The sequence below is a fragment of the Methylobacterium sp. DB0501 genome (assembly GCF_011043735.1).
In the GTDB taxonomy this organism is placed as follows: domain Bacteria; phylum Pseudomonadota; class Alphaproteobacteria; order Rhizobiales; family Beijerinckiaceae; genus Methylobacterium; species Methylobacterium alsaeris.
On sequence record NZ_JAAKGV010000028.1, the window covers coordinates 55155 to 72137 of the forward strand.

Sequence of the window (16983 nt, forward strand, 5' to 3'; positions counted from 1 at the left end):
CACGGGCCGGTCGGCGCCGGCGGGCTGGCGCCGGGCCCCGCGCTTGCTCTAACTGGCGGCGGCGGCCCGCAACGACGGGCCGCCGATCCGACGAGCATCCATCTTCGAGCATCCCGGGGCCGCCGATGCATTACGACGCCGAGACCCGCACCCTGCCGCACAACCCGTTCAAGGCCCTGGTGGCGCCGCGCCCGATCGGCTGGGTCAGCGCGCTGAGCGCCTCGGGCGCGCTCAACCTGTCGCCCTACTCGTTCTTCAACGGCATCGGGGACAATCCCGAGATGGTGATGTTCTCGTCCTTCGGCCGCAAGGACGCGCTCACCTTCGCCGAGGAGGGCGGCGAGTTCGTGTGCAGCCTCGCCACCTTCGACACAAGGGAGGGGATGAACCAGTCGTCGGCGCCGCTGCCGCGAGGCGAGAGCGAATTCGACTTCGCCCACCTCGCCACCGCACCGTCGCGCAAGGTGCGCCCGCCGCGGGTCGCCGACGCCCCCGCCGCCCTCGAATGCAAGTGGCTGCAGACCATCCCGCTCGTCCCGGCCGAGGGGGGCGAGGCCGTCTACTTCATGGTGATCGGCCAGGTGGTGTCGATGTATATCGACGACCGCTTCGTCACCCCCGAGGGTCGGGTCGATACCGGGGCGATGCGGCCGATCATGCGCGGCGGCTATTTCGACTACTTCACGGTCGAGTCCGAGAATCGCTTCGAGATGCGCCGGCCGGCCGGCGGGGGTGACGCGCCGAAGAGGTGACGGGAGCGCCTCGCGTCGCGGCAGGCGGCGCGGGGTCGCGTGCGAACCCGGCACCACCGTGCCTCGGGTGGGACTTCACGCTACCGCCGGGAACGGCGCAGGCAGAGGATCCCACCCCTGCAGGCCGCCGAGGCGATCAGCATCACGATCACGTCCGAGCAGCGCCGTGCGGTTCGCGAGAGCGTCGCCTCGGGCGAGGACGCGTCGACCAGCGACGTGGTGCGAGATGCGGTGCGCCTGTGGCCGCGCCGGCGCCGGGAGGATGCCGAACGCCCGGACGTCACCCGGGCGCGCATCCGCCATTCGCTGGACGATCCCCGGCCCGACCTGACGGGCGAAGACGTGCAGGCCCATCCGGAGGCCCTGTATCGCAGTGACGATCCGGTCGTCGAGGGATAGGGCCTCCCATCGGGACGCCCCCACCCACCCCCGCTTCAACCTTCCTTTACCATAACCCCACATCCTCGGGCCCATGAGAGAGCCGGCCCGCGCGTCGCGGGGCCGCTCCACCGGGCCGCCATGTTCCTGTTCACCAGCACGCCGTCGCAAGGAACCGCCAGCACGGGCGCCGCGAATGCGGGGCGCGCCGCCTCGGGCAACCCGGTGATCGACGCGATCCGCCAGGGCGCCGAGAAGACCGGGGCCGCCTTCGACTACCTGCTCTCGACCGCCCAGCGCGAATCGAGCCTCAACCCGAGCGCCAAGGCGGGCTCCTCCTCGGCCACCGGCCTGTTCCAGTTCATCGAGCAGACCTGGCTCGGGGTGATGAAGCAGGACGGGCCGTCGCTCGGCCTCGGCTCCTACGCCGACGCGATCACCGCCCGCTCCTCGGGCGGCTACGCGGTGAGCGATCCGGCGGCCCGGCAGGCGATCCTCGACCTGCGCCGCGATCCCGAGATCGCCTCCGCGATGGCCGGCGCGCTCACCCGCCGCAACGCCGACGCGCTCTCGGACGCGCTCGGCCGCGAGCCGAACCGGGCCGACCTCTACGCCGCCCACCTCCTCGGGGTGCGGGGCGCGCTCACCCTGATCCGCGCCGCCGAGGGCGCCCCCGGCCGCTCCGCCGCCGCCGACCTGCCGGAGGCGGCCGCCGGCAATCGCGGCCTGTTCTACGACCGGAGCGGCCGCGCCCGCAGCGCCTCCGAACTCTACGCGGTCCTGGGCACCAGCCCGGGCGTGCCGGCTGCGACCGCCACCGCGCGGGCGGCCGAGCCGACGGCCTACGCCGCCGAGTCCGGCGGCGGATTGCGCACCCTGTTCCAGACCGAGGCCCGCCGCGGTCCGGTCTCCGACAGCGTCGCGCGCCTGTGGGGCAGCCGGGGCGGCGGCGCCTCGGCGCCGACCTACTTCCCGCGCTCGAACGAGGGGGTCGCGGTCGCCGCGGCCGCGCCGGCTCCATCGCCGGCCGCCCCGGCCGCTGCCGACGCGATGCCGGACGCCTCGCCCGCCAACGTGCCGCTCCCGCCCGCCCGCCCGCGGGAATTCGGCGGCGGGGGCAGCCGTGCCGCCCTGACGCCTTCGTCCATCCAGTCCTGACCCCCCGCAGTCCCCTCGCGACGGAGCCGCGCCGATGATCATCCGCCAGTTCCTGCTCTGGACGCAGCACGAATCCGCCGGCCGGCGAGCCGAGGCGGCCTCGTCCCTCGCCCGGGCCTATCTCTACGCCAAGCTCGATCCCGCGGCGCGCTGGGAGGCGAAGACCGCGATCATCGCGCTCCTCGACGATCCCTCGCCGCTGGTCCGCCGGGCGCTGGCCGAGGCCTGCGCCAACGCCGCGGAGGCGCCCCGGACCCTGGTGGTGGCCCTCGCCCAGGACCAGCCCGAGATCGCCGGCCTGGTGCTGGCGCGCTCGCCGGTCCTGTCGGATGCCGACCTCGTCGATTGCGCCGCGGTCGGCGACGAGGCCGGGCGGATCGCCATCGCCCACCGGCCCCATCTCTCGGCGATGCTGTGCGGGGCGCTGGCCGAGATCGCCGGGACCGCCGCCCTCCAGGCGCTCGCGGCCAACGCGGGCGCCGAGATCACCCGCGGCAGCCTGATGCGGATCGTCGAGCGCCACGGCGACGACGCGCGCTTGCGCGAGGCGCTGCTCGCCCGGCCCGGCCTGCCGCTCGACGTGCGCCAGGCGGTGACCGCCCGCCTCGCCGGCGCCCTGTCGGCCTTCGTGACCGGCTGCGGCTGGCTCTCGCCCGAGCGCAGCGAGCGGGTGACCCGCGAGGCGCGGGAGCGCGCGACGCTCGGCCTCGCCGAAGGATCGGACGGAGGCGACCTGCGCCGCCTCGTCGCCTACCTGCGCACGGCCGGCCAACTCACTCCCGGCCTGATCCTGCGGGCGATGCTGTCGGGCCGGATGGCCTTCACCGAGGCGGCGCTCGCCGACCTCTCCGGCCTGGCCGCAGGACGCGTCGCGGGGCTGCTGCACGACCCGCGCGGCAGCGGCCTGGCGGCGCTCTACCGCCGTGCCGGCCTGCCGCCGGCCCTCGAACCGGCCTTCGCGGCGGCGATGTCCGCCTGGCACGAGGAGGCGAGCGGCCTTGCCGTGAACAGCGGCAACGGCCTGTCGCGGCGGATGATCGAGCGCGCGGTCACCGCCTGCGAACGCCTGCCCTTCGCGGAGGCGCACGCCATCGTCGCCCTCCTCAACCGCTTCGACGCCGAGGCGGCCCGCGACGAGGCCCGGGTGCTCGCCCGCGCGCTGGCGAGCGAGGCCGCCGTCGAGGCGGTGCTGGACACGATCCCGGATGCGCTGATGGCGAGCTATCGCGAGGACAGGCTGCGGCTCGCGGCGTGAGCCCTCAGCGGGGCGCCGACCGCCGGTCGGCGCACATCACCGCGGCGGCGAGGTAGCCGGCGAGAGACATGGTCACGGCATGGGGGTGGATCGGCGGGATGAAATGGGCGGTGACGCTCATCAAGGCCTCCCGAATCGATGGTCGTGCCGAAGTTACGACGGAGCGTCTTCGGCCGGCAAGCGGGCCGGGGCCACTATTCGCGTGACCCGGAGGGGATGAACCGGCCCCGGTAGCCGTGCCTACGCTGCATGACGGCGGGCCGAATTCCCCGCGAAACGGCTCTCCTGTTCACGACGTCCTCCCGAGGTGCCGGCGATCGGAGATCGCGTGCAGGCCGTCGGGGAGCCTCGAGGACGAGTTCCAGCCAGCGCCGAGCCGTCTGGAGACCTCCTTCGAGGCCCACGTCGCGGGCAGCTCAGGACGAGGCCGCCGCCGGGAGGACCGCGGACGGTCGAACCGCCCGATCGTCAGGCCGGGACGATGCCGGGCCCGCCCGCGCCGCCAGGGCGGCGAAGAGGGCCGCGTCGTCGTCGCGCTCGGCATTCGGCGTCGTCAGCAGGGTATCGCCGGAGAAGACCGAGTTCGCCCCGGCGAGGAAGCACAGGATCTGCGCCTCCCGCCCGAGTTGCGCCCGGCCCGCCGAGAGGCGCAGGACCGAAGCAGGCAGGACGAGGCGCGCCGTCGCCACCATCCGCACGAGGTCGAGGGGATCGAGGCGGGGCCGGTCGGCGAGCGGGGTTCCCTCCACCGGCACGAGGGCGTTGATCGGCACGCTCTCGGGATGGGGATCGAGCCCCGCCAGCACCTGGAGCAGGCCGGCCCGGTCCGCCACCGACTCGCCCATGCCCAGGATGCCGCCGCAGCACAGGCCGATGCCGGCCGCCCGCACCGTCGCCAGGGTGTCGAGCCGGTCCTCGTAGCGGCGGGTGGTGACGATCCGGTCGTAGAAATCCGGGCCGGTATCGAGGTTGTGGTTGTAGGCGGTCAGCCCGGCCTCGGCGAGGCGCGCCGCCTGATGCGCCTGCAGCATCCCGAGGGTGACGCAAGCCTCCATTCCCAGCGCCCGCACGCCCGCGACCATCGCCACCACGGCGTCGAACTCGGCCCCGTCGCGCACCTGGCGCCAGGCCGCCCCCATGCAGAAGCGCTCGGCCCCCGCCGCCCTGGCCTTCGCGGCGAGCGCCAGCACGGTCGGCGGATCCATCAGCCGGTCGCGGGTCAGGTCGACCGCCCGGTGATGCGCCGATTGCGGGCAATAGGCGCAATCCTCCGGGCAGCCGCCGGTCTTCACCGAGAGCAGGCTCGCCTTGTGGATGCGATTGGGATCGTGGTGGCGCCGGTGGACGGCGTTGGCCCGGCCGACGAGCTCGAGCAGGGCCGAGTCGTGCAGCGCCTCGATCTCCGCGAGGGTCCAGGCGTGCCGGACGGCCCCGTCCTCGTGCGGCGTGCTCATCGGGCGAGGCTCCGGCGGACCCGGCCCAGGACCGGCAGGCCGGCCGCGACAAGGCCGACCTTGATGAGGTCGCCGAGGAGGAAGGGCGCGACGCCGAGGGCAATCAGGCGGTCTGCCGGCACGAAGAGGGCGAGCCAGGCGAGGCCGAACCCATAGATCACCGCAAGGCCCGTCAGCATCGCGCCGATCCGGCCGAGAGGCCCGCGCCCGGCGGCGAGCGTCCCGACGAGGCTGGCGGCGACGAGGTAGCCCGCCAGGTAGCCGCCGGTCGGTCCCGCCATGTAGGCGAGGCCGAGGCCGCGCTCCGGCGTGCCGGAGAAGACCGGCAGGCCCGCGGCGCCCGCCGCCAGGTAGGCGAGCATGGTCGCCACCGCGAGGCGCGGGCCGAGGGTGAGGGCCAGCGCCAGGATGGCCAGCGTGTGCAGCGTCATCGGCACCGGCCAGAACGGGATCTGGACCTTGGCCGCGAGGGTGACGAGCAGCACGCCCGACAGGATCGTGGCGACGGGGCGGACGACGCGCAGGGGCGCGTCGCCGACGACGAAGGCGTTCATCGGATCTCCATTTAATAGATAATTTTGCCGACTCGACGCGCATAGAGATCCACAAGGTGACGTCTAAGGCAATATATCTTCGCGATAATAGATAATTCTGCTGTCAGGTGCCGCGCCTGTGCGGGGTCGGCCCCGGCCGGTGCCCGACCCATTGGACGTGGCGGGCCAGGACCGCGGCAGCGGCATCGACGTCGCCGGCCCGCAGGGCGACCAGGATCGCCCGGTGATCGCGGTCGGTCGGTGCCTCCCACTCGGCGCGCCAGCCGGCGAACAGGAACCGCGAGCTGGCGGCCTGGAGGTCGTCGATCGCCTTCAGGAGTCGGGGCATGCTGCAGGGGGCGAGGATGAGGCGGTGGAAGCTTCGGTTGGCCTCCTCCCAGGCCTGCACGTCGCCGGCGCGGTCGCCGGCCCGGGTCGCCTCCTCCGCCCGGCCCAGGATCGCCGGGGTGAGGTGCGGCGCTGCGTGGCGCAGGGCCAGGACTTCCAGGGCCGCCCGCATCTCGGCGACCTCGCGCACCTCCTCCGGGCTGAATCCCGCGACCCGCACGCCGCGCCGCGGCTCGCTCGCCACCAGTCCCTGGGCCTCGAGGCGGCGGAATGCCTCCCGCACCGGCACGTGGCTCGCCCCGAACTCCTCCGCGACGGCGTCCTGGCGCAGCCGCGCCCCCGGCGCCAGGGCGCCGGAGATGATGCGCTCGGCCAGCGCCCGGCTGATCCGCACGGCGATCGGTTCGTCTCTGGCTGTCGTCATGAATTATCGATAATCCAGCATCGCCACGTCGTCACGCGGGCTTGGCCGGCGATGCACCGTCGTGTGAAGCTCGGCCGTCCGCGAATCGGAGGGGGTGCGATGAGCTACGGCTGGGACGAGTCCGCCGCCGCCTGGATCGCCGATATGGGCGAGGCGGGCGATTTCGGCCGCGCCTGCGTGCTCGACGCGCCGATGCTGGCCCGGTTGCGGGGGAGGGGCTTTCGCCGCGCCCTCGATGTCGGCTGCGGCGAGGGCCGCTTCTGCCGCCGGATGCGGGATCTCGGGATCGCACCGACCGGGATCGATCCGACCGACGCGCTGCTGCGCCGGGCCCGGGAGCGCGACCCGGACGGCGCCTATCTCCCCGGCCGCGCCGAATCGCTGCCTTTCGCCGACGGCGCCTTCGACCTCGTCGTCAGCTACCTGACGCTGATCGACATCCCGGACATCCGCGCGGCGATCCCCGAGATGGCCCGGGTACTCGGTCCCGGCGGGACGCTGCTCATCGCCAACCTGAACAGCTTCGCCACCGCCGGCGGCTGGGCGCAGGACGGCGACGGCATCCGGCGCTTCCGGATCGACGACTACCTGGAGGAGCGGGCGGAGTGGGCGGAGTGGCACGGCATCCGCGTCCGGAACTGGCACCGTCCGCTGTCGCTCACCATGAGCCTCTTGCTCACCCAGGGGCTGGCCTTGCGCCATTTCGACGAGCCGGTGCCGCATGACGGCGATCCGGCCAAGGTCGCTCGCTACCGGCGCGTGCCGTGGTTCCACGTGATGGAGTGGGAGAAGCCGGGCGGCCGAGCCCCCCGGGAAGGGTGACCGCATGTCGCGGCCGATCGCCATCCGCCGGTCCGGCCCGGACGACGGCGCAGCCGTGACCGCTTTGCCGGCGGCGACCTATCCGATCCTCATGGCACCGGCTTACGAGACGGCTACCTTGTCGCGCGCCTTGCCGTTGATGGTTCGGGCCAATCCCGTGCTGCTCGCCTCCGGCAGCTTTCATGTCGCCGGCGTACCGGGCCAGATCGTCGGCTGCGGCGGCTGGACGCCGGAACGGCCCGGCACCGGCGAGGTCGAACCCGGCCTCGGCCATATCCGTCACTTCGCCGTGCACCCGGCATCGGGAGGATGCGGGATCGGGCGGGCCCTGTTCGAGGCGTGTCGGGAGCAAGCCCGCGCCCGTGGCGTCGAGGCATTCGAGTGTTATGCCAGCCTCAACGCAGAGCCGTTCTACCGGGCCCTCGGCTTCACCAAGCTCGCACCGCGCGACATCGCGATGGGCGATGGGGTCCAATTTCCGGCCGTATGGATGCAGTGCCGACTTTGAACGTCGTCAGCGGAGGCAGAGCGGCTGGCTGCTTCCACCGTGCCCCCTTCCGGGTCCGCAGGCCCCGGAATGGGAAAATCCGTCAGCCGCCCAGCCGCGCCAGCCGGTCCAGCAGCGCCCGGTCGTGCAGCAGCACCATCTTCTCCTTCGCGTTCAGCCAGTCGGCCGCCTCGTCGATGGTCTCGGCCTCGACCACCTTGGCCTGGGCCATGACGTGGTCGGGCTGGGGCGCGCCGCGGGGCCGGCGCTCGGCCGGGGGCAGGAAAACGAGGTGGCCGGCCTGGAGGTCCGGATCGGCGTGGAGCGCCCGCAGCCCGTCGGCATCGTCGTAGCCGAGCGCCGCGTTGCGGGCCTCGATCGCCTTGGCGGCGGTGGCGATCGCCGGGGGCTCGCGCTCCTCGGGCGTCATCAGGAAGCCGGCGCGCTTGAGGGCGAGGCCAAGGGCCAGCTGCCCGCTCGCCCACGAGATCGGGATCGCCAGGACGAGGCCGAGGATCGTCGGCGACATCCACAGGAACAGCGAGGTCGCGATGGCGAAGGCCGAGATTCCGGCCACCAGCCCCAGGATCATGTGCCAGCGGTGCCGGCGCACGATGTCCGAGAGCGGGATCGAGCCGTCGTCGCGCCGTTGCGGGTTCCAGCCGGCGTCGCGGCGCAGCAGGATCTGGATCACCGAACCGGACTGGACCAGCATGGCGATCGGGGCGATCAGCGCGGAGAGGAGCGTCTCGATCAGGGCCGAGAGCACGAGGCGAAACGCCCCGCCGCTCGCCCGCCGGACCTTGCCGTCGAGGAGGCCGAGGATCAGGCCGAACAGCTTCGGCGCGAGCAGGATCGCCATGGTGATCCCGAAGAGCTGGAGCGCGCGGACGGGGTCGAAGCGCGGCCAGACCGGGTAGAGGCGGAACTCGGTCGAGAAGTATTCGGGCCGGATGTAGGCGGTCTGGAGGGCGAGCGCGATGCCGACCACCAGCTGCGCCGCCCAGAGCGGCGAGGCGAGATAGCCGGCGATGCCGGTGGCGAAGTGCTGGCGCGAGGCGAGCTTGAGCCCGGCCGTCCCGATGATCCGGCTGTGCTGGAGATTGCCTTGCGCCCAGCGCCGGTCGCGGATCGCCACGTCGATCAGCGAGGGCGGGCTCTCCTCGTAGGAACCTTGCAGTTCGGGGAGCATGTAGACGCTCCAGCCGGCGCGCCGAATCAGGGCCGCCTCGACGAAGTCGTGGCTGAGCACGTGGCCGCCGAAGGGCGGCTTGCCGGAGAGGTCCGGCAGGCCGCAATGGTCGGCGAAAGCCTTCGTGCGGATGATCGCGTTGTGGCCCCAGTAATTGCCGTCGCGGCCCGACCACAGCGACAGGCCGGTGGCGATGACCGGCCCATAGATGCGGGCCGCGAATTGCTGCACCCGGGCGAACAGGGTGTTGCGGTTGATGATGAGCGGCAGCGACTGGATGATGCCGGAATCCGGATCGGCCTCCATGGCGCGGGCCAGCGTCACCACGCAATCGCCGCTCATCAGGCTGTCGGCGTCGAGGACCAGCATGTGGTCGTAATGGCCGCCCCAGCGGGTGACGAAGTCGGCGATGTTGCCGGCCTTGCGGTGGTGGTTCTTCTGCCGGTGGCGGTAATAGAGCCGGGCGCCGTCGCCGAGCCGCGCCCGCAGCGCCAGATAGGCCCGCTCCTCGGCGATCCAGGCATCGGCCTGGGTCGAATCCGACAGGATCCAGTAGTCGAAGGCCGCGCCCTCGCCGGTGGCCTCGATCGAGTCGCGGATCGCCTCGACCGCCGCGAAGGTGCGGGCGGTCGCCTCGTTGTAGACCGGCATCACCACGGCGGTGCGGGTGGTGAGCGGGCCGGGCCGGACCTCGGGGCGCCGCCGGCGCAGCAGCGCGCCGAAGCCGAGCAGGCCCGAGGTGAAGGCCAGCGCGATCCACGAGAAGTTGAGGGTGAACAGCGCGAGCAGCAGCCACTGCAGCCAAGTGGTCGAGCCGGCGACCGACACGACCTCGTACATCTGCACGGCGCCGTAGGCGGTGAGCAGGGCACCGCCGCCGAACACGAAGGCCCGCGCCGCCCAGGGCGTGCGGCGGCCCGGGACCTCGTGCGCCTGGTCCTCCGACCAGTGCTTGAGGTCCTGCACCGGCATGGCGAGGGGCGATTCCGGCGGGACCGCCGGGGCGACCGCGAGGGGCCGCGCATCGTGGCGGATCGTGTCGAGATCGGGAGCGAAGGTCACGGAGTCCACCGGTACAGCCATGTCTCAGTCACGGGTTTGTCGCCGGCCTTGACGACCAGGCGCAGCTCGCAGGCGGTGTCGTTGCCGGGATCGAGTTCGAACACCACCCGCACGGTCTTGCGCTCGGGGTAGGGGTAGACCCGCGGACGGAGGATGCTGCCGGGCGCGGTGTGCAGGGCGGCCTGGAGCGTGCCCGGGTCGATCCCCTCGGCGAAGGGCGCCTCGCCGGCGAAGTCGACCAGGAACAGCCGGCGCTTGCCGCCGGCGCCCTTGCCCACCCGGGTGCCCGAGCAGGCGGCCAGCGGCGGGGCGCCCGGCACCGCCCAGCACCAGAACTGGCGGTAGCTGAAGGCGATCTCCTTGGCGACCGGCTCCTTCGGGCGCCAATAGGCCAGGACGTTCTCGTTGACCTCCGACTCGCTCGGGATCTCGATCAGCTGGACCGCGCCGGGGCCCCAGCCGTGCTGCGGCACCCCCGGGCCCCAGCTGCCGAGCGGCTCGACCCACAGGCTCGGCCGCTTCTCCCAGCGCTGCACGTCGTCCTGGTAGTCGGCATAGGCGCGGGCGCGCTGGATCAGGCCGAACCCCTTCGGGTCCTGATCCATGAAGGCGGAGATCTGCAGCGTCTCGGGGTTCTGGACCGGGCGCCAGATCGCCTCGCCCCAGCCGTTGCGGATCTGCAGGCCGTCGACCTCGTGGGCGGCGGGCCGGGCGTCGTCGACGCCGCGGCGGTCGGTCGGCCCGAACAGGTAGGCGCCGGTCATGCCGGCGATGCCGACATGCTCGAGGGTCGTGCGCGGGCAGAGCGTCGCCTCGATGTCGACGATGGTGGCGTCGCCCGGCCGCAGGGTCATGCGCAGGGCCGCCGTGGCGGAGTCCGAATCGACCAGGGCGTGGACCACGATCTGCCCGGTTCCGGGGCCCGGCCGCTCGAGCCAGAAGGCGCGAAACAGCGGGAATTCCTCGCCCTTGGCTTCCGCGGGCTTCAGCGTCAGGGCCCGGGCGGTGACGCCGTAGCTCTGACCGGCGGCGAGCGCCCGGAAGAACGAGGCGCCCTGGAAGATCGCGCAGTCGGTCGGCGGGGCGCCATTGAAGCTGGCATAGAGCCGGAAGCCCGAGAAGCCGAGGTCGCGGCCCTCCTCCGGGGGCTTCAGCTTGCCGAAGGTGAAGCGGTTGCGGTCGTAGACGATGCGGCGCACCACCCCGTCCTCGACGGCGTGGAGGGCCACCGGCGTGGTGAAGACGAAGCCGCGATGCAGCGGCTCGACCACGAAGCCGCGGCCCTCTCCGGCCCAGAGCAGGGACTGCGGCTGCGCCCGGACCCCGATATACTGGTCGTAGGTGATGTCCTTGAACGGGTCGGGCAGGTCGGCCGCCGGCGCCGCGTAGGGCTTCCTCGCGAGCGCCCGGGCGAGATCGACCACCTGGCCGGGATCGAACCGCTGGCCGTCCGACAGGGGGGCCGGCTCCGTCGGCTGCGCGCCCGCCGCGCTGGTCACGGCCAGTCCGCCGGCGAGCGCCAGCACCGCGCGTCGGTCGAGGGCGGTGCGGGAGGGCGGTGCGGGAGGGCTTTGCGTCATCAGGGAAGGTCGTACCGGGGCGGAATCGGGAGGGGGCGCCGGCCGTTTACCACGATCCGGGCTGAACCGGAGGTTAAGAATCGAGAAGGTTGCGCCGTTGGGGAAGAGCGCCCGGTCCGCGGCCGCTCGGTTTGCTGGCGCTTGTTCTGACGGAGCGATCGGCTAGACGGTCGGGACGCCGATCGATCCCCCCTCGCGAACGTGACAGGCCGCCGATGACCGCGATACCGAAGCCCGACGGGGCCCGCTCCCTTCTCGCCGTCGTGCTCGCCGCCGGCAAGGGCACGCGGATGCGCTCCGACCTGCCGAAGGTGCTGCACCCGATCGCCGGCCGGCCGATGCTCGCCCACGTTCTCGCCGCGGTGGCGGAGGCCGGGGCGGGACGCCTCGCCGTGGTGGTCGAGCCCGGCCGCGACGACGTCGCCCGGGTGGCGTCGGGTTTCGCCGGCGCCGAGACCTACCCGCAGACCGAGCGCCTCGGCACGGCCCACGCGGTGCTGGCGGCCCGCCGCGCCCTGGCGGAGGGCGCCGACGACGTGGTGGTGGCCTTCGGCGATACGCCGCTGATCACGCCTCGGACCTATGCCCGCCTGCGCGCGCCGCTGGCGGAGGGCGCCGCCGTGGCGGTGCTGGCCTTCGAGGCCGAGAACCCCACCGGCTACGGCCGGGTCCTGGTCGAGGATGGCCGGGTGACGGCGATCCGGGAGGAGAAGGACGCGAGCGCGGCCGAGCGCCGGGTGACCCTGTGCAATGCCGGCCTGATGGCGCTGGCCGGCGCGCACGCCCTCGGGCTCCTGGAGCGGATCGGCAACGCCAACGCGGCGGGCGAGTACTACCTGCCCGACGCGGTGGCGCTCGCGGTTGCCGACGGCCACCGGGTCGCGGTGGTGCCGGTCGCCGAGGCCGAGGCGCAGGGCGTCAACGACCGGGTGCAGCTGGCGGCCGCCGAGGCCGCGGTCCAGGCGACCTTGCGCCGGCGCGCGATGCTCGCCGGTGCCACCCTGATCGCCCCCGAGACGGTGTTCTTCAGCCACGACACGGCCCTCGGCCGCGACGTGGTGGTGGAGCCGCACGTGGTGTTCGGCCCCGGCGTGGTCGTCGGAGACGGCTGCACCCTCCACGCCTTCTCGCATCTCGAGCAGGCCCGGCTCGCCGCAGGCGTCCAGATCGGGCCCTATGCCCGCCTGCGGCCCGGCGCGGTGCTGGAGACGGGCGCCCGCATCGGCAACTTCGTCGAGGTGAAGAACGCCGCGATCCGGGCCGGCGCCAAGGTCAACCACCTGTCCTATGTCGGCGATGCCGAGGTCGGGGCGGGCGCCAACCTGGGGGCGGGCACCATCACCTGCAACTACGACGGCGTGAACAAGCACCGCACGGAGATCGGCGCCGGCGCCTTCGTCGGCTCGAACTCGTCGCTCGTCGCCCCGGTGGCGGTCGGGGCGGGGGCCTTCGTCGGCTCCGGCTCGGTGATCACCGACGACGTGCCGCCCGGCACCCTGGCGATCGGGCGGGGCCGCCAGGTGGTCAAGACCGGGTGGGCGAAGCCGACGAAGACATAGCCGGCCTCACACGTGCACCGCGCCGTCGCCCTCGTCGCGGCGGCCGGCGCGCAGGGCCGCGGCCAGCAGCCAGAGATAGAAGCCGGCCACCGCCGCCAGGACCAGCCAGCCCGGCAGCGGCCCGAGGCCGGCGCCGGCCAGGATCTCGGGGATGCCGTGCGCGGTCTCCCCGGCTCCCGGGAGGCCCGGCTCCTGGAGGCGGGCCGAGGTGATCTTCAGCACCCAGGCGAGCAGCAGGATCGCGAACATCCAGCCGTAATTGCGCCGCAGCCGGCGGCCGAAGGCCTCGCGCAGGCTGATGTGGAACATCGGATGGCGCAGGTCCCCGGCGAGCCGCCGCGTCCAGCCGGGATCGGGCGCACCGGGATCGGAGGCGGTCACGGGCGCGAAGACCTCGGCATAGTAATACCGTTCCAGCTGGCGAACCCGGGTCCGGTAGACGTCGAAGAAGCGGTAGCGCCGCGCCTCGATGCCCAGCAGCAGCATCACCAGCAGCATGGCGAAGAGGAGCACGCCGTGATGCGCCGTCGGGGTCGAGAGCGAGACCGACAGCATCGCGGCGATGACGGTGATCGCCCAGTTGGTGGTGCGGTCGATCCGGTCGCGCCAGCCCGCCATGCGGGCGATCTCGGCCCGGTGGTAATGGGCCAGCACCGTGATCGTCTCGGCGGGCGTCCTCGGCATCGGCAGGGGTGCGGCCCCCTCCGGCGGCGCGGCGATCATGGCGGGTCTCCCTCGCGCCGCGCCTCTCTCCCCGGGACCCGGCCCCGGTATCATGGCGCAAAATTCGCCCGGGCCGAACCGGGGATGGACGCTCGCCCCGTGGTCCTTCGCGCGCGATTGATCTATGGCGGGAGGCGAGGGGCGTCGCCGCCCGGGGATGAGAACGATGGTGCGCGTCGAGGATCGTCCCCATCGGACCCCGCCGAACCGGGAGGCGGCGGAGCTGGCCGGGCTGATCGCGCGGGTGGCCGAAGGCCGCGAGGACGCCCTGCGCGCCCTCTACGACCGCACCGCCCCGAAACTTTTCGGCCTGATCCTGCGTATCGTCCGCGACCGGGGCGCGGCCGAGGACGTGCTGCAGGATGCCTATCTGCGGGTGTGGCAGAGCGCGGCGGGCTACGCCCCGGAGGCGGGACGGCCGATGGCCTGGCTCGCCGCGATCGCGCGCCACCGCGCCATCGACCTGGTGCGCCGGAAGGGTGAGGTGCCGATGCCCGTGGCCGAGGACGACGAGGAGGACTGGCTCGCCCGCGTCGCCGACCCGCGGGACAGCGAGGCCGAGTTCCTCGACCGCGACGCGCTCCTCGCCTGCCTCGGACGCCTCGAGCCGGCGCAGCGCGACTGCGTGGTCCTGGCCTATTGCGAGGGCCTGTCGCGGGAGGAGCTGGCCCTGCGCTACGACCGGCCTGTCAACACCGTGAAGACCTGGCTGCATCGCGGCCTCGCGGCGCTGCGGGGCTGCCTGGACGACGCCGCATGAGCACGCCCGACGAGACCGACCTGCGCGCCGCCGAATACGTGCTCGGCACCCTGAGCGCGGCCGAGCGCGAGGCCTACCGGCGCGAGCGCGCCGGCTCCCCGGCGCTCGCCGCCGCCGAGCGGGCCTGGGAGGCCCGCCTCGCCCCCCTGGCCGGGGCGGTGCCGGAGGTGGCGCCGCCGCCGGGGGCGTGGGAGCGCATCGCCGCCCGCCTGCCGGCCGAGCCGGCCGGGCCCTCGGCCCCGGTGGTGGACCTGCGCCCGGCGCTCCGGCGCTGGCGCCGCGCCGCTCTCGCGGCGGGCGCGCTGGCCGCCGGCCTCGCCCTGTTCATCGCCGTCGAGCGTCTGGCGCCGCGGCCCGATGCGGCGCGCTACCTGGCGGTGGTGAACCGGGGCGGCGAGCTGCCGGCCCTGGTGGTGCAGGTCGATCCGGCGGCCGGCACGGTCCAGGTCCGGGCGCTCGCCGCCGAGGCGCCCCGCGACCGCAGCCTCGAACTCTGGGTGGTGCCGGCTTCCGGGGCTCCCCGCTCGCTCGGCCTCGTCCGCGAGGAAGCCGGCACGCGGCTGCCCCTGCCGGCCGGCGACCGCGCCCTTCTCGACGGCGCGAGCCTCGCCGTCACCCTGGAGCCGCCGGGCGGCTCGCCCTCGGGCGCGCCGACCGGGCCGGCGGTCTATCGCGGCCGCCTGGTGCGCGAATAGGCGGGACGAAAAAATCGCGAAAGGGCGAAAAAAACGCGTCCGGCTGAAACTTCCCCGTCCGGCCCTCCGTACCGGCCCGCGACCCCGACGAGAGCGGGGCCGACACGAGAGACGGGACGAACCCCATGACGATCCGGAAGCACGCCCGCACCCTGGTTCTGGCCCTGGCGCTCGCCGCGGCCGGCGGCGCCGCTCAGGCGAAGAACCCGATGGTCGGCGGCGCGCCGATGTACGCCTCGAAGTCGATCGTCGAGAACGCGGTCAACTCGAAGGACCACACCACCCTGGTCGCCGCCGTGAAGGCCGCCGGCCTCGTCGACACCCTGGCCGGCCCCGGCCCGTTCACGGTGTTCGCCCCCACGAACGCCGCCTTCGCCAAGCTGCCGGCCGGCACGGTCGAGTCGCTGGTGCAGCCGCAAAACAAGCCGACGCTCACCAAGATCCTGACCTACCACGTCGTCCCCGGCACCTACACGGCCAAGGACCTGATGGGGCTGGTGAAGCAGGGCGGCGGCCAGGCCGAGCTGAAGACCGCCGCCGGCGGGACCCTGACGGTGATGCAGAAGGGCAAGCGGCTGTTCGTGGCCGACGACAAGGGCAACACCGCCCGGGTGACGATCGGCAACGTGATGCAGTCGAACGGCGTCATCCACGTCATCGACACCGTGCTGATGCCCTGACCGGCTCGGCGGCCGGGCGGAGCCCCGCCCGGCCGCCGCCCCCGCCGATTGAACCTTGGCCGTCACAAACCGTTACCCAAGTTGATTCGCCGGGACGCCGGCCGGTTCGCTAGAGGACGTCCCAGAGCGGCAGGTGCGGTGCGGCAGGAATCCTGCCGCAATGTCCGCATAAGGGCCGAGGCGTCCCGCAGCGGGACACTCTGCGGGCAAGACGTGAGGCGGTGAGCATGTGCGGGATCGTGGGAATCGTCGGACGGAATGCCGTGGCGGGACAGGTGGTCGACGCGCTGCGCCGGCTCGAGTACCGCGGCTACGACTCGGCCGGCATCGCCACCCTGGAGGCCGGCCGCCTCGAGCGCCGGCGCGCCGAGGGCAAGCTGTCGAACCTCCAGCTCAAGCTGCTCCAGAACCCCCTCGCCGGCGCCATCGGCATCGGCCATACCCGCTGGGCCACCCACGGCCGGCCCAACGAGACCAACGCCCATCCCCACGCCACCGAGCGCCTGGCGGTCGTCCATAACGGCATCATCGAGAACTTCCGCGAGCTCAAGGCCGAGCTCGCCGCCCAGGGATGCGCCTTCGAGACCGAGACCGACACCGAGGTCGTCGCTCAGCTCGTCTCCCACCTGATGCGGACCGGCCTCGGCCCCGTCGCCGCCGTCGAGGCCGCCCTGCCGCGCCTGCGCGGCGCCTTCGCCCTCGCCTTCCTGTTCGCCGGCCAGGAGGACTTCCTCATCGGCGCCCGCCACGGCGCGCCGCTCGCCGTCGGCTTCGGCGACGGCGAGACCTATCTCGGCTCCGATGCCCTGGCGCTCGCCCCCTTCACCGACGAGATCACCTATCTCGACGAGGGCGACTGGACCATCCTGACCCGCGACGGCGCCGAGATCCGCGACGGCGCCGGCCACGTCGTCGCCCGCCCGCGCCAGAAGATCGCCACCCAGGCCTTCCTGGTCGACAAGGGCAATTACCGCCACTTCATGGCCAAGGAAATCCACGAGCAGCCCGAGGTGGTCGGCCGCACCTTCGCCCATTACGTCGACCTCGCCGCCGGCCGGGTCGCCCTGCCGGAGGCGCTGCCCTTCGACTTCGCGACCCTCACTCGGATCTCGATCACCGCC

The 16983-nt window shown here is 73.3% G+C and carries 16 protein-coding genes and 1 pseudogene; 11 read left to right on the top strand and 6 right to left on the bottom strand.

Going from position 1 to position 16983, the window contains the following annotated elements; translation table 11 throughout:
- Window positions 1-125 precede the first annotated feature (125 nt).
- The 4 genes from G4G93_RS30680 (at window position 126) to G4G93_RS30695 (ending at window position 3543) form a co-directional block, all read left to right on the top strand.
- Entirely contained in the window at window positions 126-752 is a 627-nt protein-coding gene (locus tag G4G93_RS30680; RefSeq protein ID WP_165090608.1) for a flavin reductase family protein, read from the top strand.
- Window positions 753-791: 39 nt separating this feature from the next.
- Window positions 792-1151 (top strand): type II toxin-antitoxin system ParD family antitoxin, encoded by a 360-nt coding sequence (locus tag G4G93_RS30685; protein WP_312892300.1) that lies wholly within the window; start codon window positions 792-794, stop codon window positions 1149-1151.
- 120 nt (window positions 1152-1271) lie between these two features.
- Window positions 1272-2288 (top strand): transglycosylase SLT domain-containing protein, encoded by a 1017-nt coding sequence (locus G4G93_RS30690; protein ID WP_165090610.1) that lies wholly within the window; start codon window positions 1272-1274, stop codon window positions 2286-2288.
- Between the two features lie 34 nt (window positions 2289-2322).
- The gene (locus G4G93_RS30695) at window positions 2323-3543 is read left to right on the top strand and encodes a DUF2336 domain-containing protein (RefSeq protein ID WP_165090612.1); all 1221 of its coding nucleotides are present in this window, start codon (window positions 2323-2325) and stop codon (window positions 3541-3543) included.
- Window positions 3544-3959: 416 nt separating this feature from the next.
- Here the strand turns inward: G4G93_RS30695 and bioB are convergent, their stop codons facing one another.
- The 3 genes from bioB to G4G93_RS30710 all read right to left on the bottom strand — a co-directional run bounded on the left by bioB (window position 3960) and on the right by G4G93_RS30710 (window position 6302).
- Window positions 3960-4997: a biotin synthase BioB gene (gene bioB / locus G4G93_RS30700; protein ID WP_165090614.1), complete on the bottom strand. Its 1038-nt coding sequence runs from the start codon at window positions 4995-4997 to the stop codon at window positions 3960-3962.
- Window positions 4994-5551: a biotin transporter BioY gene (locus G4G93_RS30705; protein WP_165090616.1), complete on the bottom strand. Its 558-nt coding sequence runs from the start codon at window positions 5549-5551 to the stop codon at window positions 4994-4996. Before G4G93_RS30705 ends, bioB begins: the two co-directional genes overlap by 4 nt.
- 103 nt (window positions 5552-5654) lie before the next feature.
- Entirely contained in the window at window positions 5655-6302 is a 648-nt protein-coding gene (locus G4G93_RS30710) for a GntR family transcriptional regulator (RefSeq protein ID WP_165090619.1), read from the bottom strand.
- Window positions 6303-6401: 99 nt separating this feature from the next.
- Here G4G93_RS30710 and G4G93_RS30715 point away from each other — a divergent pair, with 99 nt between their 5' ends.
- Both G4G93_RS30715 and G4G93_RS30720 read left to right on the top strand, forming a co-directional pair.
- Window positions 6402-7124 (top strand): class I SAM-dependent methyltransferase, encoded by a 723-nt coding sequence (locus tag G4G93_RS30715; RefSeq protein ID WP_165090622.1) that lies wholly within the window; start codon window positions 6402-6404, stop codon window positions 7122-7124.
- Between the two features lie 4 nt (window positions 7125-7128).
- Complete coding sequence (locus G4G93_RS30720; RefSeq protein WP_165090624.1) at window positions 7129-7632, top strand: GNAT family N-acetyltransferase; 504 nt, start codon at window positions 7129-7131, stop codon at window positions 7630-7632.
- 82 nt (window positions 7633-7714) lie between these two features.
- Here G4G93_RS30720 and mdoH read toward each other — a convergent pair whose 3' ends face one another.
- Both mdoH and G4G93_RS30730 read right to left on the bottom strand, forming a co-directional pair.
- The gene (gene mdoH, locus G4G93_RS30725; RefSeq protein WP_165090627.1) at window positions 7715-9886 is read right to left on the bottom strand and encodes a glucans biosynthesis glucosyltransferase MdoH; all 2172 of its coding nucleotides are present in this window, start codon (window positions 9884-9886) and stop codon (window positions 7715-7717) included.
- Complete coding sequence (locus G4G93_RS30730) at window positions 9862-11445, bottom strand: glucan biosynthesis protein (protein ID WP_165090629.1); 1584 nt, start codon at window positions 11443-11445, stop codon at window positions 9862-9864. The genes mdoH and G4G93_RS30730 overlap by 25 nt, the downstream gene beginning before the upstream one ends.
- Before the next feature lie 215 nt (window positions 11446-11660).
- On the opposite strand from G4G93_RS30730, the gene glmU reads away from it, so the two are divergent.
- Window positions 11661-13004, top strand: coding sequence for a bifunctional UDP-N-acetylglucosamine diphosphorylase/glucosamine-1-phosphate N-acetyltransferase GlmU (gene glmU / locus G4G93_RS30735; protein WP_165090632.1), 1344 nt, complete (start codon window positions 11661-11663; stop codon window positions 13002-13004).
- A 6-nt stretch (window positions 13005-13010) separates the two neighbouring features.
- Here the strand turns inward: glmU and G4G93_RS30740 are convergent, their stop codons facing one another.
- On the bottom strand, window positions 13011-13727 hold the full coding sequence (locus G4G93_RS30740; RefSeq protein ID WP_165090634.1) for a DUF2270 domain-containing protein: 717 nt from the start codon (window positions 13725-13727) through the stop codon (window positions 13011-13013).
- A gap of 166 nt (window positions 13728-13893) precedes the next feature.
- Between G4G93_RS30740 and G4G93_RS30745 the strand changes: the two genes are divergently transcribed.
- The 4 genes and pseudogenes from G4G93_RS30745 to G4G93_RS30760 all read left to right on the top strand — a co-directional run.
- A complete protein-coding gene (locus G4G93_RS30745; protein ID WP_165090637.1) occupies window positions 13894-14487 on the top strand; it encodes a sigma-70 family RNA polymerase sigma factor in 594 nt (197 codons plus the stop codon).
- Window positions 14484-15182 carry an anti-sigma factor domain-containing protein gene (locus G4G93_RS30750; protein WP_165090639.1) on the top strand — a complete coding sequence of 233 codons (699 nt, stop codon included), beginning with the start codon at window positions 14484-14486 and terminating at the stop codon, window positions 15180-15182. Before G4G93_RS30745 ends, G4G93_RS30750 begins: the two co-directional genes overlap by 4 nt.
- A gap of 125 nt (window positions 15183-15307) precedes the next feature.
- Window positions 15308-15862: a fasciclin domain-containing protein gene (locus tag G4G93_RS30755; RefSeq protein ID WP_165090641.1), complete on the top strand. Its 555-nt coding sequence runs from the start codon at window positions 15308-15310 to the stop codon at window positions 15860-15862.
- Window positions 15863-16089: 227 nt separating this feature from the next.
- Window positions 16090-16983: pseudogene (locus G4G93_RS30760) on the top strand (glutamine--fructose-6-phosphate aminotransferase); the annotation flags it as partial.